12 protein-coding genes are annotated in these 15,220 nt (G+C 69.2%); 3 read left to right on the top strand and 9 right to left on the bottom strand.

Features of this window, described 5'->3' with window-relative positions:
* Window positions 1-550 precede the first annotated feature (550 nt).
* From EL493_RS32205 to ssd, 3 genes are all read right to left on the bottom strand, one after another.
* Complete coding sequence (locus EL493_RS32205) at window positions 551-952, bottom strand: hypothetical protein (protein ID WP_157028732.1); 402 nt, start codon at window positions 950-952, stop codon at window positions 551-553.
* 408 nt (window positions 953-1,360) lie between these two features.
* Window positions 1,361-2,542: a TadA family conjugal transfer-associated ATPase gene (locus EL493_RS05435; protein WP_019044589.1), complete on the bottom strand. Its 1,182-nt coding sequence runs from the start codon at window positions 2,540-2,542 to the stop codon at window positions 1,361-1,363.
* The gene (ssd, locus tag EL493_RS05430; RefSeq protein WP_019044588.1) at window positions 2,539-3,642 is read right to left on the bottom strand and encodes a septum site-determining protein Ssd; all 1,104 of its coding nucleotides are present in this window, start codon (window positions 3,640-3,642) and stop codon (window positions 2,539-2,541) included. Before ssd ends, EL493_RS05435 begins: the two co-directional genes overlap by 4 nt.
* Window positions 3,643-4,056: 414 nt before the next feature.
* Between ssd and EL493_RS05425 the strand changes: the two genes are divergently transcribed.
* Window positions 4,057-4,851 (top strand): HAD-IB family hydrolase, encoded by a 795-nt coding sequence (locus EL493_RS05425; protein ID WP_019044587.1) that lies wholly within the window; start codon window positions 4,057-4,059, stop codon window positions 4,849-4,851.
* A gap of 423 nt (window positions 4,852-5,274) precedes the next feature.
* On the opposite strand, the gene EL493_RS05420 is transcribed toward EL493_RS05425, so the two are convergent.
* The 6 genes from EL493_RS05420 to EL493_RS05400 all read right to left on the bottom strand — a co-directional run bounded on the left by EL493_RS05420 (window position 5,275) and on the right by EL493_RS05400 (window position 11,462).
* Entirely contained in the window at window positions 5,275-6,021 is a 747-nt protein-coding gene (locus EL493_RS05420) for a Fic family protein (protein WP_019044586.1), read from the bottom strand.
* Between the two features lie 11 nt (window positions 6,022-6,032).
* Window positions 6,033-6,197, bottom strand: coding sequence for a hypothetical protein (locus tag EL493_RS32200; RefSeq protein ID WP_019044585.1), 165 nt, complete (start codon window positions 6,195-6,197; stop codon window positions 6,033-6,035).
* 87 nt (window positions 6,198-6,284) lie between these two features.
* Entirely contained in the window at window positions 6,285-7,955 is a 1,671-nt protein-coding gene (locus EL493_RS05415) for an ABC transporter ATP-binding protein (protein WP_019044584.1), read from the bottom strand.
* Window positions 7,952-8,881: an ABC transporter permease gene (locus tag EL493_RS05410; protein WP_019044583.1), complete on the bottom strand. Its 930-nt coding sequence runs from the start codon at window positions 8,879-8,881 to the stop codon at window positions 7,952-7,954. The genes EL493_RS05415 and EL493_RS05410 overlap by 4 nt, the downstream gene beginning before the upstream one ends.
* A complete protein-coding gene (locus EL493_RS05405) occupies window positions 8,874-9,800 on the bottom strand; it encodes an ABC transporter permease (RefSeq protein WP_022566468.1) in 927 nt (308 codons plus the stop codon). The genes EL493_RS05410 and EL493_RS05405 overlap by 8 nt, the downstream gene beginning before the upstream one ends.
* 63 nt (window positions 9,801-9,863) lie before the next feature.
* Window positions 9,864-11,462 (bottom strand): peptide ABC transporter substrate-binding protein, encoded by a 1,599-nt coding sequence (locus EL493_RS05400; RefSeq protein ID WP_198041186.1) that lies wholly within the window; start codon window positions 11,460-11,462, stop codon window positions 9,864-9,866.
* Window positions 11,463-11,852: 390 nt separating this feature from the next.
* On the opposite strand from EL493_RS05400, the gene acs reads away from it, so the two are divergent.
* Window positions 11,853-13,811: an acetate--CoA ligase gene (gene acs / locus EL493_RS05395; RefSeq protein WP_019044580.1), complete on the top strand. Its 1,959-nt coding sequence runs from the start codon at window positions 11,853-11,855 to the stop codon at window positions 13,809-13,811.
* 182 nt (window positions 13,812-13,993) lie between these two features.
* The gene (gene nhaA / locus EL493_RS05390; protein ID WP_019044579.1) at window positions 13,994-15,217 is read left to right on the top strand and encodes a Na+/H+ antiporter NhaA; all 1,224 of its coding nucleotides are present in this window, start codon (window positions 13,994-13,996) and stop codon (window positions 15,215-15,217) included.
* Window positions 15,218-15,220 lie beyond the last annotated feature (3 nt).

Genomic DNA, 15,220 nt, shown 5'->3' with positions numbered 1-15,220 from the left:
CGATCCCGAATCCGAATGCCGCACAACCCAACGCTGTTCCCACGGCCCACTCGACCGGCACCCGCTTCCGCGGCCGAGCCGATCCCGCGCCGAACATCCGCCGAAACCGGCGACGGTCACCCGCAGCGGGCACTGCCAGCACGGCCAACGCACAGCAGAGCAGCCCGAACGCCATACACATTCCCTTCGATTCCCTCTATCCAGTGCGCCCTACGGGCACTTACCGCACGGTGATATCCGCGGCTGTTCAAACCCCGAGCGCCATCACGGAGCCCAGGCTGCGACTGGGATTTGCGCGCGCCACCGGCCGTGCTGTTGCCTGGGCTGGCGGCCGCACACCGCCAGCCCACATCCGGCGACTGGCCGAACACATATGGCGCAGGACTCCCACCGCTGCGCTACCACCCGAGAGTGCGCTTACGACACCCTCGGGCTGCCCAACGCCGCCGAGGTGGTCCGCCCGAGCTAGGCCTTCCACGAGGTGCCGATCCCGGATCTGCGCCCCGAGGACGGCCGCAAACTCACCGATCCGGTCACCCTCGGCCGGTGGCTACAGACCCGCGCCACGGTCGAGGTGTCGGTCACCGACGATGAATACGCTGGGCCGACTGATATTTCCCCGGCACGCCAGGCCGTCGACCACCACGACGGAAACCTGTTCGCGCCGACGCAAACTCGATTCCATGGTGGTCAGCCCGATGTCACGACGACGAGTGGTGCACCCGCCCGACGCATCCCGAAAGACGATGGAGGGCAGCACCACTTGCGCGACTCCCCTCTCCGGCAGCCCCTTCACCTCGGGCAGCACCAGCAGTCGACGTCGCGACCAACTGAAATGCCGCGAAGGCCAAGTCATAGCTCGCCGGCTGCCGATCGTCCTGCCGGAGATCGACCACGCACGGCACGCTGGCCACTGCCACAGGGCGGCCACCAGCATCAGCAGAAGGATCACGGCGGTGGTCGAAGTGGGAAGTCGAGTCCGAGCTGCGTTGTGCCGCAGTCTGTATAGCGGCATCGAGGCCGCTACCTGCGCGATCCTGAACGCCGGAGGACTCACCACTCCGGAGATGGTCGGAACTGTAGTGATCCATGTCGAGGGGCGCGCCGCGCCCGGTGCAGCCGCATGACTCAGACTGCCCGCCAACACGATTCCCTACGTCGCGGAGCGGCCAGTCACCGCAGCGGACTCGACTCCGGGTTCGATCCGCGTCCGCACCGCTGTGACCCCCGCTCGCCCGCGCGCGGACCGAGCGCAGAGCTCTGCGGTACAGCGCGTCAGCGGGTGCGCGGCGGTGCAGTCCACCTACCACGTCGAGATCCGGATGACTGCGGATCGGCCATTCGCCGGCCTCTGTGGTTCTCATGCGAGCCTCCCCTGAATCAAGCGGTGCAGTTCCGCCGCACCGGGTGTCGGACTGTCGTCGGATCGCCAAGCCGGGGTGATGCGCACTCCCGAGGGGTCCCGTTCGAGGACGCCGATCTCGTGGAGACCCCTGGTGCCGTCGGCGCGCCGGTGGACATGCAGGACGACCTGGACGGCGGCGGCGAGCTGGCTGTGCAGGGCCGCGCGGTCCATGCCGCCGAGGGCGGCGAGCGCTTCGAGCCGGGCGGGGACTTCCTGCGGAGAGTTGGCGTGGACCGTGCCTGCGCCACCGTCGTGGCCGGTGTTGAGCGCGGTGAGCAGGTCGACGACCTCGGCGCCGCGTACCTCGCCGACGACGATGCGGTCGGGGCGCATCCGCAGCGCCTGACGCACCAGGTCGCGCACGGTGACCGCGCCGACGCCCTCGACATTGACGGTGCGGGCGACCAGCCGGACCACGTGCGGATGCACCGGCGCCAGTTCGGCCGCGTCCTCGACGCAGATGATCCGCTCGGCCGGGTCCACCGCGGCGAGCAGCGCGGACAGCAGCGTGGTCTTGCCTGCACCGGTACCGCCGACGACGAGGAAAGCCAGCCGGGCCCGCACGATGTCGGTGAGCAGCCGCAGCGCCGCGGGCGGGACCGATCCGGCGGTGGACAACGCGGCCAGGCCCTGGGTGGCGGGCCTGAGCACCCGCAGGGACAGGCAGGTGCCGTCGTGGGCGACCGGGGCGAGCACCGCGTGCAGGCGGACGCCGAAGGCCTCGCCGAGGGTGGCCTCGGTTCCGGCCAGCTTGCCGTCGACCCAGGGCTGCGCGTCGTCGAGCCTGCGCCCGGCCGCGAGTGCCAGCCGCTGGGCGAGTCGGCGCACGGCCGCCTCGTCGGCGAAGCGCACCTCGGTCCGCTCGAGTCCGTGACCACGGTCGACCCACACCGCGTCGGGTCCGGTGACGAGCACGTCGGCCACCCGCGGATCGTGCAGCAGCGGTTCCAGCAGGCCGGCACCGGTCATCTCGGTCTGCAGCAGGCGCAGAGCACGCAGCAGGTCGGTGTCGGCGAGTACGCCGCCCGCCTCGGCACGGATGGCGGCGGCGAGCTGTGCCGCGTCGGGGTCGCCCGCGGCTTCGGCGAGCCGCTCCCTGACCCGTTCCAGCAGGTCGACGGTGACGAAGGTGGTCATCGGGCCTCCGCCCCGACCATGGCCAGCACGGCGTCGGCGGCGTCGCGCAGTGGACCGCGCCGCCGCACACTGAGCCCGCCGCGCTCCAGCCGTGCCGCCAGCCCGGACTGTCCGCGCACCGCAGCCAGCAGCGGCAGCCCGAGCACCTCGGCCACCTCGGCGCCACGCAGGCCGCCCGGCGCCGGTCCGCGAACAACCAAGCCACGGTTGGGATTTCGTGCGGCCAGATAGGCCGATACCACCTCGGCGGCCGCCACGGCGCGCAGCCGCGCGGGGACGACGAGGACCACGAGATCGGCGGCGTCGACCATCGCGTCGGCGGCGGGGCCACGCTCGCCGGAGACGTCGCAGACCACGAGATCGCCTGCGGCTCTGCCGGATTCGATCACAGCGCGCACCGCCGCCGAAGTCAGTTCGGTGGGTGGTCGGTCGGTGTCGTGCCGACCGCAGGAGAGCACGGCCAGACCGGCAGCGGCGGCGGGAAGCGCGTTGTGCAGCGCGGCGGCGGAGACCCGGCCGTCCTCGATGACGAGGTCCGGCCAGCGCAATCCGGCGACGTTCTCCATCCCCAGCAGCAGATCGATCCCGCCGTCGAGCGGCGCGCCGTCGATGAGCACGGTGTCGGATCGACAGCGCCGCGCGGCCCCGCGTAGGGCGACAGCGGCGGCCAGCGTCGACGCACCGGCCCCGCCACCGGCGCCCGCCACCGCGACGACGACACCCTCACCACCCCCGGCCTCGGCATGCACGGCGAACTGTTCGACCAGGTCGACGGCACCGCCGGGGAGCGCGACAACCCGCTCGGCGCCCACCGCGGTGGCCGCCCGCCAGTCCGGCACCGCGGGCTCGCCCTCGGTGACCAGCACGATTCCCGGCCGCCGCGGACAGCCTGCCGCCGCGGCCGCGGCGGCAGCCGCTGTATCGAGGATCACCAACCCCGCCCCCGACCACGCGTGCCTGCCGACAGGAAGGTCCCGTTCGTCGGTGACCCGTTCGGCGGCCGCGGCGACGCGGCGCACTTCGGCGCGCAGTCGCGGGTCACGCACGAGGACCAGGGCGGGTGCGAGGCCGGCGGCGGGCGGTGCGGCGAGAAGGTTCATGCAGGTCAGCGTGACGCCGCCGACAGACCACGAAAAGACGCTACTGCGCGGTTGTGGATAACTCGGGGGTGTGGAGAACTTTCGCGACCTACCCCGGAATAGAGGACGGCCCCAGCCGGGGGGGAGGAGGCTGGGGCCGTCGGGTTCAGCCCCGGGGGGTCGGGCTGAACGCGCCTGGACCATGTCCAGGTGTCAGCAATACTACACCCATCCCCCGCCGGGGGCGCAAGTAGCGTTCGCCACCATCTTTCGGCGATTCGCGCCCTCCGGCGTCCCCGGGGCAAACCCGGACAGCGGCCCCGACGGGCACCTCCTGCGCTTCTGGCGCGGGGTGCCTATCCTGTTGTCGTGACCGCCGAACGCGACCAGACTCCGCCTCCGGACACAAGACTCGCCTCGTCGAGCCGGACACCGGTGCCCGGCGGACGGGTCGCCGCGTTCTTCGATCTCGACAAAACGGTGATCGCCAAGTCGAGCGCGTTCGTCTTCAGCAAACCGTTCTACGCACAGGGTCTGCTCAACCGCAGAGCCGTGCTGGAGAGCAGCTACGCCCACTTTTTGTTCCTCCTCTCAGGCGCCGATCACGACCAGATGGAACGAATGCGGGCAAACCTCGCCAACATGTGCGCCGGCTGGGATGTCGAGCAGGTGAAATCCATTGTGGCCGAGACACTTCACGATCTCGTCGACCCGCTGATCTACGCCGAGGCGGCCGACCTGATCGCCGATCACAAGATCCGCGGACACGACGTGGTGATCGTCTCGGCGTCCGGTGAGGAGATTGTCGGGCCGATTGCCGAGGTACTCGGCGCCTCGCACACCGAGGCGACCCGGATGGTCGTCGAGGACGGCAAGTACACCGGCGACATCGAGTTCTACTGCTACGGCGAGGGCAAGGTCGCCGCGATCGAGAAGCTGGCCGCCGCAGAGGGTTACGACCTCGCCAAGTGCTACGCCTACTCCGACTCGGTGACCGATCTGCCGATGCTGAGCGCGGTCGGCCATCCCACGGCGGTGAACCCCGACCGGGCGCTGCGCAAGGAGGCCGTCACCCGTGGCTGGCCGGTGCTCACCTTCTCCAATCCGGTGTCGCTGTGGTCGCGGTTCCAGGCGCCGTCGACCACCACCGTGGCGGCCACCGCGGCGGTCGGCCTGAGCGCGATCATCGCCGGCGCGATCAGCTACCGGCTGCTGCGGAAACGACGCTGACCTGCAACGTAGATGCACGAATCACCAGGCGACACGCCGAAAACGTTCGTATCCGGTGATGCCTTCGGAACCCTTGCTGTGAGTGCCGTCACAGTGTAAGAATGGAGTCACGGAAGGACGGAAGGCCAAGACGGAGCCGGAAGAGAAGGCATTCGCCTCCCATCCCACCCTTCCCAGCACGGACGCCAGGCACCCACGCGGAGCGCGCCGCGACAAGGGCAGCAGAGTTGTGGGCCTGCGAAATTCGGGCAGTCGTCGGCGAAGGCCTCGCACAGGTTGCGGGGATGAACCGGCGGGGTTCGGATGATCGCCGAGGCCACCGAACACAACCCACCGAGCACGCTTGGTAACCGGGTGTTCCGTGCTAGCGGGCGGTGAGGCCGAGTAATCGGCACGCCGCCCGCTTCGATGTCCGGGGAGGTCTCAGCCCGCGGCGGCGTCGGCGATCGAGTTCGCCTCGCGGGCACCGTCTTCCAGCGCGCCCGCGCAGAACAGCACCCAGCCGCCGACGCCCTCCGCGGTGCCCATGCCGAATCCGGCCGCCGCGTCGAGGTAGGCCTGCCTGCGGCGCAGCCAGAAGACCTCGGGAACGCCGAGGTTGCGCGGGTCCAGCCCGCTCGACACCGAGACCAGCCGGGAAGCCGCGCGCGCGACGACGCCGTCGGCCGTGCCGAAGGGGCGCAGGGTCATCAGTTCGCCGTGCACCACCGCCGCGAGCACCGGCGCGGGCGCCTTGCTGGTCTGGACGGTCTGCACCAGCAGGTCGAGCCGCTCGGCGACGCCGGGCGTGGCGCGCGGCCTGCCGAGGTCCTGTTCGTCGGTGACGAGGTCGGCCGCGGCGAGCAGGTGCAGCCGGGCCAGCGCCTGTAGCGGCGCGCGCTGCCAGGTGCCGACCAGGTTGGTCATGGCGTCGCCGTCGAGTGCCTGGCCCACCCGCAGGGCGCCGGCCAGGACCGGATCGGCGACCTGGCCGTCGGCGGGGAGTTCGGTGCTCGCGCCCTCGATGGCGGCGGACGACCTGGCCGCGCGCACCGCGGCCTCGGCGGCCGTGGTGGCCCAGCCGCGCCGGTTCGACTTGTGCCGGTGCACCGCGGCGAGCGCGTCGCGGGCCTTGTCGGCGGCCTCACGCACGCCGGGCAGGTCGACCAGGGGCTGCAGCGGATCAGTCACGGCATACGAGGCTACCGTTCGCACACCCCGGGCCCGACGACCACGTGCAGCCCGGCCACCCGCGGCCAGCTGCGATCCGGCCACGGTTCCTCGGCGAGCCGCTTCGCCGCGGGGGTGCGCGCGCGGCGCCGGCGCGCTTCGAGCTCGGCCTGGCGTTCGGCATCGATCCGGTCCATCGGCGTCCCCTACCCCGCGATTCGCACTGCTTCGGACTTCTCGCAGGTTACGCCGCTGAACAGCGGTTTCGCCGGGGATCGGGCGGGCTAGCCGGTGAGCAGCTCCCGTCCCGGGATCGCCTCCAGCAGCTCCCGCGTGTAGTCCTGCTCCGGCGCGGCGAACACCTCGTCGGTGGTGGCGGCCTCGACGACCCGGCCTGCCCGCATGACCAGGACGTTGTCGGCGATCTGCCGGACCACGGCGAGGTCGTGGGTGATGAACAGGTAGGTCAGTCCCAGCTCGGCCTGCAGGTCGTTGAGCAGGGTCAGGATCTGGGCCTGGACCAGCACGTCGAGCGCGGAGACGGCCTCGTCGCAGACCACCAGTTCGGGCGAGAGCGCCAGTGCCCGCGCGATCGCGACGCGCTGGCGCTGGCCACCGGAGAGCTCGTTGGGATAGCGGCGCAGCACCGAGGACGGGAGCGACACCTTGTCGAGCAGGTCGCGCACCACCGCCTCCCGCTCGGCGGCCGTGCCGATCTTGTGGACGCGCAGCGGCTCCTCGATCGTGCGGAAGATGGAGTACATCGGGTCGAGCGAGCCGTACGGGTTCTGGAAGATCGGCTGTACTCTTCGACGGAAGGCGAAGGCGCCCTTGGTATCCAGAGCCGCCACGTCCTTGCCGTCGAAGGCGACCGTGCCCGAGGTGGGTTCCAGCAGGCCGAGCACCATCTGCGCGATGGTCGACTTGCCCGAGCCGGACTCGCCCACGATCGCGGTGGTGGTGCCGCGGGCGACGGTGAAGCTCACGTCGTCGACAGCGGCGAAGTCGCTGGACTGCCAGGGGCGCTTGCCGCGAATCTTGAACGCCTTGGACAGGTTCCGCACGTCCAGCAGTGTGTCGCCTGCCGGGCTGTCGGCCTCGGCGACCTCGACGGCCTGTGCGCGCACCGCCGCCCGCTGCCGCGCCGACGACATCCGCTGCGCGGCCAGCGAGGGCGCCGAGCTCACCAGCTTCTTGGTGTACGCGTGCTGTGGATCGCGCAGGATCTGCAGCGCCGGTCCGGATTCCACCACCCGCCCGCGATACATCACCACCAGGTGCTCGGCCCGTTCCGCGGCCAGGCCGAGGTCGTGGGTGATGAGCAGCACGGCCGTGCCGAGTTCGCTGGTGAGCTGTTCGAGATGGCCCAGGATCTGCCGCTGCACGGTGACGTCGAGGGCCGAGGTCGGCTCGTCGGCGATGAGCAGTTTCGGACGGCAGGAGAGCCCGATGGCGATGAGCGCGCGCTGGCGCATGCCACCGGAGAACTCGTGCGGGTACTGGTTGACCCGCCGCTCGGCATCCTTCATCCCGGCCTCGGCCAGCAGTTCCACGGCGCGCTTGCGCGCGGCGTCGCCCGTGGCGATGCCGTTGGCCGCCAGGGTCTCCCGGATCTGGAAGCCGATCTTCCACACCGGGTTCAGGTTCGACATCGGGTCCTGCGGCACCAGCCCGATCCCGTTGCCGCGCACCGCGACGATCTCCTTGGCCGTGGCCTGGGTCAGGTCCTTGCCGTCGAACAGGATCTGTCCGCCGGTGACCTGGCCGGTGCCGGGCAGCAGATCGATGATCGCGTGTGCCGTCGTGGACTTGCCGGACCCGGACTCGCCGACGATCGCGACGGTCTGACCGGGGAAGACGGTGAGGTTCACTCCGCGCACCGCGGGCACCCGCTTGCCCTCGGTGGTGAAGCAGACGTCGAGATCACGGATCTCCAGCAGCGGCGTGTCGCTCATCGGGTGCGCTCCTTCGGATCGAGTGCGTCGCGGACCGCGTCACCGAGCAGGATGAAACTCAGCACCGTGAGGGCCAGCGCGGTCGCCGGATAGAACAGGATCGGCGAGGTGCGGATCTCGGACTTGGCGCGCGCGATATCGGCGCCCCAGGACACGATGTCGGGCGGCAGACCCACCCCGAGGAACGACAGCGTGGCCTCGGTGACGATGAAGACCCCGAGCCACAGCGTGGCCACCACGATCAGCGGGCCCGCCGCGTTGGGCAGCACGTGCCGCCCCAGCGTGCCCAGCCGCGACACACCCAGCGCCTTGGCCGCCGTGACATATTCGCTGTTCTTGGCCTCGATCACCGCGCCCCGCGCGATGCGGGCGGCCTGCGGCCAGGTGAACGCGACCAGGATCAGGATCACCGCCGTCACCGTCGCGGGTCGCAGCAGCTGCAGCAGCACGATGGCGGCGAGCACCATCGGGATGGCGTAGAAGATCTCGGCGATGCGCGAGACCACCGTGTCGAGCAGGCCGCCGTAGAACCCGGCCAGCGCCCCGAGCAGACCGCCGACCAGCAGGAACAGCAGCGCCGAGCCGATACCGACGGTGACCGAGGCGCGCGCGCCGTAGATGGTGCGCGCGTAGACGTCGCAGCCCTGCTTGTCGAAACCGAACGGGTGGCCGGGGCGCGGGCCGTCCATGCCGTACTCGCCCAGGCACAACCGCGGATCCTGGCTGGTGAACAGCGACGGCCACACCACCACCATCAGGACGAGCAGGATCAGCACCACCGCGACGAGGAATACCGGATTGCGGCGCAATCGACGCCAGGCGTCGCCCCAGATGCTGGTGGGCGTCCCCGCCTCGACCACCCGGTCGGTGGCCAGCACCTCCACCTCGTCGGCGGGGGCCACGAAATGCCGTTGGCTCTCATGCATAACGGATCCTCGGGTCGAGCGCGGCGTAGAGCAGGTCGATGAGCAGATTCATCACCAGGAAGATGACGACGAGCACCGTCACGAACGACACCACCGTGGGCGGCTCGCCCCGGATGATGGCCTGGTACATGGTGCCGCCGACACCGGGGATGTTGAAGATGCCCTCGGTGACGATGGCGCCCGCCATCAGCGCGCCGAAATCGGCGCCGAGAAAGGTCACCACCGGGATCATCGAATTCCGCAGGATGTGCACGGTGACCACCCGCTTGCGGCCCAGCCCCTTGGCGGTGGCGGTGCGGACGTAGTCGGCGGACTTGTTCTCCGCCACCGAGTTACGGGTCAGCCGCAGCACATAGGCGAACGACAGCGAGCCCAGCACGAACGCGGGGACCAGCAGCTCCCCCAGACTCGCCTTCCCGGTGACGGTCACCGGCGCGATCCCCCACTTCACCCCGAGGAAGTACTGCGCCAGATAGCCGACGACGAACACCGGCAGCGCGATGATCACCAGGCTGGCGATCAGCATCGTCGAGTCGAACAGCTTGCCCTTGCGCAATCCGGCGATCAGCCCGAACACGATGCCGAAGAAGCCCTCGATGAGCACCGCGAGGAACGCCAGCCGGATGGTGATCGGGAAGGCCCGCGCCAGTTCCTCGCGCACCGGCCTGCCGGAGAACGAGGTGCCGAAATCGAGGGTGAGAATGCCCTTCAGATAGTGCAGGTATTGCACGATGAACGGCTGGTCGAGGTGATATCGCGCGCGCAGCGCCGCCTCCGCCGCCGGGGTCAGCGGTTTCTCACCGGCCAGCGCCTTGATCGGATCGCCGGGAATCAGGAAGACCATCGCGTAGATCAGCAGCGTCGCGCCCAGGAAGACCGGGATCATCTGGAGCAGGCGCCGAAGTATGTACCAAGCCATCATTCCTCCGAAAACGGCTGCGGGCCGGGCCACCTCGGGGTGGCCCGGCCCGGCTCCGGGTGCCTATTTCTCGATGTTCTCGAAGTCGAACAGGCCGTTCCAGGCGAGTTCGGCCTTGGTCACCCGGTCGGATCGGCCCGCCGCGGCGACGTAGTCGAACACCGGGATGTCGGCCATGTCCTTGATCATGATCGTCTGCGCCTGCGCGATCAGCTGATAGGACTCGGCCTGGGTCGACGCCGCCATGGCCGCGTCGAAGAGGCGGTCGACCTCGGGGTTGTCGTAGTCGACATTGTTGGTCTCGGAGTAGCTGTAGTACTGCGAGGACAGGAACTGCATCATCGTCGGGTAGTCGCCCTGCCAGCCGTAGCGGAAGGCGGTGCCGATGGTCTTGGCGTTGACCGCGTCCCGGACGTTCTTGAACGTGGGGACCGGGTTCACCGTCGCGTCGATGCCGAGAGTGTTCTTCACGCTGTTGGCCACGGCCTCGATCCAGGCCTGATGGCCGCCGTCGGAGTTGTAGGTGATCGTGTACTTGCCCGACCACGGCGAGATGGCGTCGGCCTGCGCCCAGAGCTTCTTGGCCTGGTCGGGGTTGTAGTCGAAGACCTCCGAACCCGGCAGGTTGCCGTTGAAGCCCGGCAGCGTGGAGGCGGTGAAATCGCGCGCGGGGATCCGCAACCCGTTGAAGATCTTGTCGATGATCTGCGGGCGGTTGATGGCCATCGAGATCGCCTTGCGGCGCAGCACGCCTTCCTCACCGGCGAAGTGCGGCACCGTGGTCTGGATGCCGATGTGCTGGTTCTGCGCGGTCGGCTTGGTGATGGCGCGGTCGCCGAGATCGCTCTTGTACGAGGTCAAGGCGCTGTCGGGGATGGTGTCGAGGGTGTCGAGATTGCCCGCCTGCAGGTCGGCGTAGGCGGTCTCGAAGGACTGGTACATGACGAAGCGCAGGCCCTTGTTCTTCGCCGGGCGGCCGCCCGGGTAGTCGGGGTTGGGCTTCAGATCGATCTTGACGTTGTGTTCCCACGAACCGAACGCGTACGGGCCGTTGCCCACCGGATTCTCGCCGAAGGCCTTCATATCCCGGAACGCCGAGTCGGGCAGCGGATAGAACGGGGCGTATCCGAGCGCGCTCTCGAAATCGATCGAGGGGGATTTCAGTTCGACGGTGAAGGTGCGGTCGTCGACCACCTTCAGACCCGACATCGTCTGGGCTTTCGGCTGTTCGGCATTCACCTCGTCGAATCCGACAATCGGGGTGAACACATAACTCTGCAGCTGCGCGTTGGTGGCGAGCGCGCCGTAGTTCCAAGCGTCGACGAACGACTTGGCGGTGACCGTGGTGCCGTCGGTGAATTTCCAGTTCGGCTTGATGGTGATGCGATACGACTTGCGGTCGGTGGTCTCGATCTTCTCGGCCATCTCGTCGTGCGCCTCACCGGCGGCGTCGTAGTACTTCAGCCCGGCGAACAGGCGGTCCACGACGCGACCACCCATGTTCTCGTTGGTATTGGTGGGTACCAACGGATTCTGCGGTTCCCCCGCGTTGGTGGTGACGATGCTCGCGTCGGCACTGTCGTCGGACGAGCACGCGGTCAGGCCGAGGCCCGCGACCGCGAGGCCTGCTGCGAACAGCGCGGTCACTCTGTTGAATCTCAACGCTCTCTCCCGGTTCGATTCCGTGGCGTAACGCTGGCGAGGTTAGCCACTGCGGGCCCGATATGACTGCTCAACCGAGCCAATTCGCTTCACATGTATCAGTACGGTTACTCGATGGAAACGCTGGAAGAATTGCCGAGCCCCTCATGCTCGACAGAAAAATATGAACAATTCTCGGAACCATCAGCTGAACGGTTGATTCAAAACGATAGCCCGGGACCGCCCGGTCTGTCCGCGAAGTCATCGGATGAACCCGCCCCCATCGGCCGCACCGAAACCGCACCGGCGCAACGCCGACGACAGCGGCACCGGGTTGACTACGCTCGACGGAGCAGGGGTGAGCCCCGCCCGACCGACCCGACCGCACCAGGCATGTGAGGCTGATTCGACATGACCGAAACCGCTGCAGGACACCAGGACTCGTATCCGCCGAGCGCGGAGTTCGTCGCCCAGGCCAACGCCGGCGCCGCCCTCTACGAGCGTGGCGTAGCCGACCGTGACGGCTTCTGGGCCGAGCAGGCCGACCGGCTGCACTGGCACACCCCCTTCACCCAGGTCCTGGACTGGAGCGAGGCGCCGGTCGCGCGCTGGTTCGCCGACGGCGAGCTCAACGTCGCCTACAACTGCGTCGACCGCCACGTCCTCGACGGCCACGGCGACCAGGTCGCCATCCACTGGGAAGGCGAACCCGGCGACTCGCGCGCCATCACCTACCGCGAACTGCTCGAAGAAGTTTCGCGCGCGGCGAACTACCTGACCGAACTCGGCCTCGAAGCCGGCGACCGCGTCGCGATCTACATGCCGATGGTCCCCGAGGCCATCGTGTCGATGCTGGCCTGCGCCCGCCTCGGCCTGACCCACTCCGTGGTCTTCGCCGGCTTCTCGCCCAGCGCCCTGCGCCAGCGCGTCGACGACGCCGAGGCCCGCCTGATCATCACCACCGACGGGCAGTGGCGCCGCGGCAAGCCCGCCCCGCTCAAGGAAGCCGTCGACGAGGCGCTGGCCGCCAAGGGCGACGTGCCGTCCTCGGTCGAGCACGTGCTGGTGGTCCGCCGGGTCGGCACCGAGGTGCCCTGGACCGACGGCCGCGACCTGTGGTGGCACGAGACCGTCGCCGCCGCTTCGCCGTCGCACGAAGCCCAGCCCTTCCCCGCCGAACACCCCCTCTTCATCCTCTACACCTCCGGCACCACCGGAAAACCCAAAGGCATCCTGCACACCACCGGCGGCTACCTCACCCAAACCGCCTACACCCACCACAACGTCTTCGACCACAAAGCAGGCACCGACATCTACTGGTGCACCGCCGACATCGGCTGGGTCACCGGCCACAGCTACATCGTCTACGGCCCCCTGGCCAACCGCGCCACCCAGATCGTCTACGAAGGCACCCCCAACTCCCCCACCGAACACCGCCACTTCGAGATCATCGAGAAATACGGCGTCACCATCTACTACACCGCCCCGACATTGATCCGCACCTTCATGAAATGGGGACGCGAGATCCCCGACGCCCACAACCTCACCACCCTGCGCCTGCTCGGCTCCGTCGGCGAACCCATCAACCCCGAAGCCTGGCGCTGGTACCGCGAGGTCATCGGCGCGAACAAGACCCCCATCGTCGACACCTGGTGGCAGACCGAAACCGGCGCCATCATGATCTCCCCGCTGCCCGGCGTCACCGACACCAAACCCGGCGCCGCCATGCGCCCGCTGCCCGGCATCTCCGCGACGGTGGTCGACGAGGAGGGCAAGCCGGTGGAGCTCGGCGAGACCGAGGCCAACGGCTACCTGGTGCTCGACCAGCCGTGGCCGTCGATGCTGCGCGGCATCTGGGGCGATATGGAGCGCTACCGGGCCACCTACTGGGAGCGCTACGCCGAGCAGGGCTGGTACTTCGCGGGTGACGGCGCCAAGCTCGACGCCGACGGCGACCTGTGGGTGCTCGGCCGGGTCGACGACGTCATGAACGTCTCGGGCCACCGCATCTCCACCGCCGAGGTGGAATCGGCGCTGGTCGGGCATCCGGCCGTGGCCGAGGCCGCCGTGGTCGGCGCCTCCGACGCCACCACCGGGCAGGGCATCGTCGCCTTCGTCATCCTCACCGGCGACTCGGCGGGCCGGGCGGGCGACGGCCTGGTCGACGAGCTGAAGGCCGAGGTCGCCAAGGAGATCAGCCCGATCGCCCGGCCGCGCGAGATCCACATCGTGCCCGAGCTGCCCAAGACCCGCAGCGGCAAGATCATGCGCCGGCTGCTGCGCGACGTGGCCGAGGGCCGCGAGCTCGGCGACACCTCCACCCTGGTCGATCCGGGCGTCTTCGAGGCGATCCGCGCCGGCGGCAACTGAGCGAGGGCGCGCCGCGAACGCGCAGGATACGGCCGGTGACGCGGGTTGTCACCGGCCGTATCCGTTAGGATCGCGTAGAGGTGTGCCGGGAAGTCTGGTCGGCATGCGGTCGTGCATCACCAGTCTCCGCAGGGTGGGATGAGCGCCCGCAGCGCTGTCGTCCCCTGCCGAAAGGCCCGCCCGTGATCACTCGTGTCCGCTCCGAGCTGACCCGCTACCTCCGCACCGAAACCGTCGGCGGCGCGCTGCTGCTGATCGCCGCCGCCGTCGCGCTGATCTGGGTGAACTCGCCGTGGGGCGCGAGCTATCAGACCATGGTCGACACCCAGCTGAGCATTCCGGCGCTGCACCTGGACCTGACCCTGGCCGACTGGACCAAGGACGGGCTGCTCGCGATCTTCTTCTTCGTCGCCGGACTGGAACTCAAACGCGAATTCGCCGTCGGCGAGCTGGCCGACCCGAAACGGGCGGCGCTGCCGATCATCGCCGCCGTGGGCGGCGTGGTGACGCCGGCGATCATCGCGCTCGTGGTCGGTCACGGCGTGCCCGGCATGGACAACGGCTGGGCCATCCCGGTCGCCACCGACATCGCCTTCGCGCTGGCGGTACTGGCCATGACCGGCTCGCGGATCCCCGCCAGCGCCCGGGTGTTCCTGCTGAGCCTGGCCGTGGTCGACGACCTGCTCGCGATCATCCTCATCGCGGTGCTGTTCACCGCGTCGCTGTCGCTGCTGTGGCTCGGCGTTGCGCTCGCCGCCTGCGCGGCCTGGGCGCTGGCACAGCGCTATCGGCTGCACACGCCGCTGTTCTACCTTCCGGTCGCGCTGCTGTGCTGGTACGCGCTGCACGAGGCGGGCATCCACCCGACGCTGGCCGGTGTCGCGCTCGGTCTGCTCACCCGCGTGCACAAGGACCCCGGCGAGAAGGTCGCGCCCGCCACCCACCTCGAGCATGTCGTGCAGCCGATCTCGGCCGGAATCTGTGTGCCGCTGTTCGCGCTGTTCGCCTCCGGCGTCCCGCTCGACGCCGCTGTGTTCGGATCGTTGTTCACCGACCGGCTGTCGCTGGCGATCATTCTCGGGCTACTGCTCGGCAAGACGATCGGCATCTTCGGCGTCAGCTGGGCGGGGATCCGGCTGGGCCTGGTGAAACGCCCGGCGGGGCTGGAATATCGGGACATGTTCGCCCTGTCGGTACTCGGCGCGATCGGGTTCACCGTTAGCCTGCTGGTGGCGGAACTCGCGCTGGCCGATGTCGGTGAAGACGCCATCGATCTGGCGAAGGCCGCCGTCCTGGTGACCTCCATGGCAGCATCGCTGCTCGGATCGGCGCTACTGTTGCGCCGAGGACGTGTGCACCAGGCGCGCCGCGACGCGAACGAGCTACAACCGGACAGTGAGGCCTAGCAG

It is taken from the genome of Nocardia asteroides, from assembly GCF_900637185.1.
Taxonomy (GTDB): Bacteria; Actinomycetota; Actinomycetes; order Mycobacteriales; family Mycobacteriaceae; genus Nocardia; species Nocardia asteroides.
Note: the sequence above shows the minus strand (reverse complement) of the source record. Positions and strands in the feature narration are given on the sequence as shown.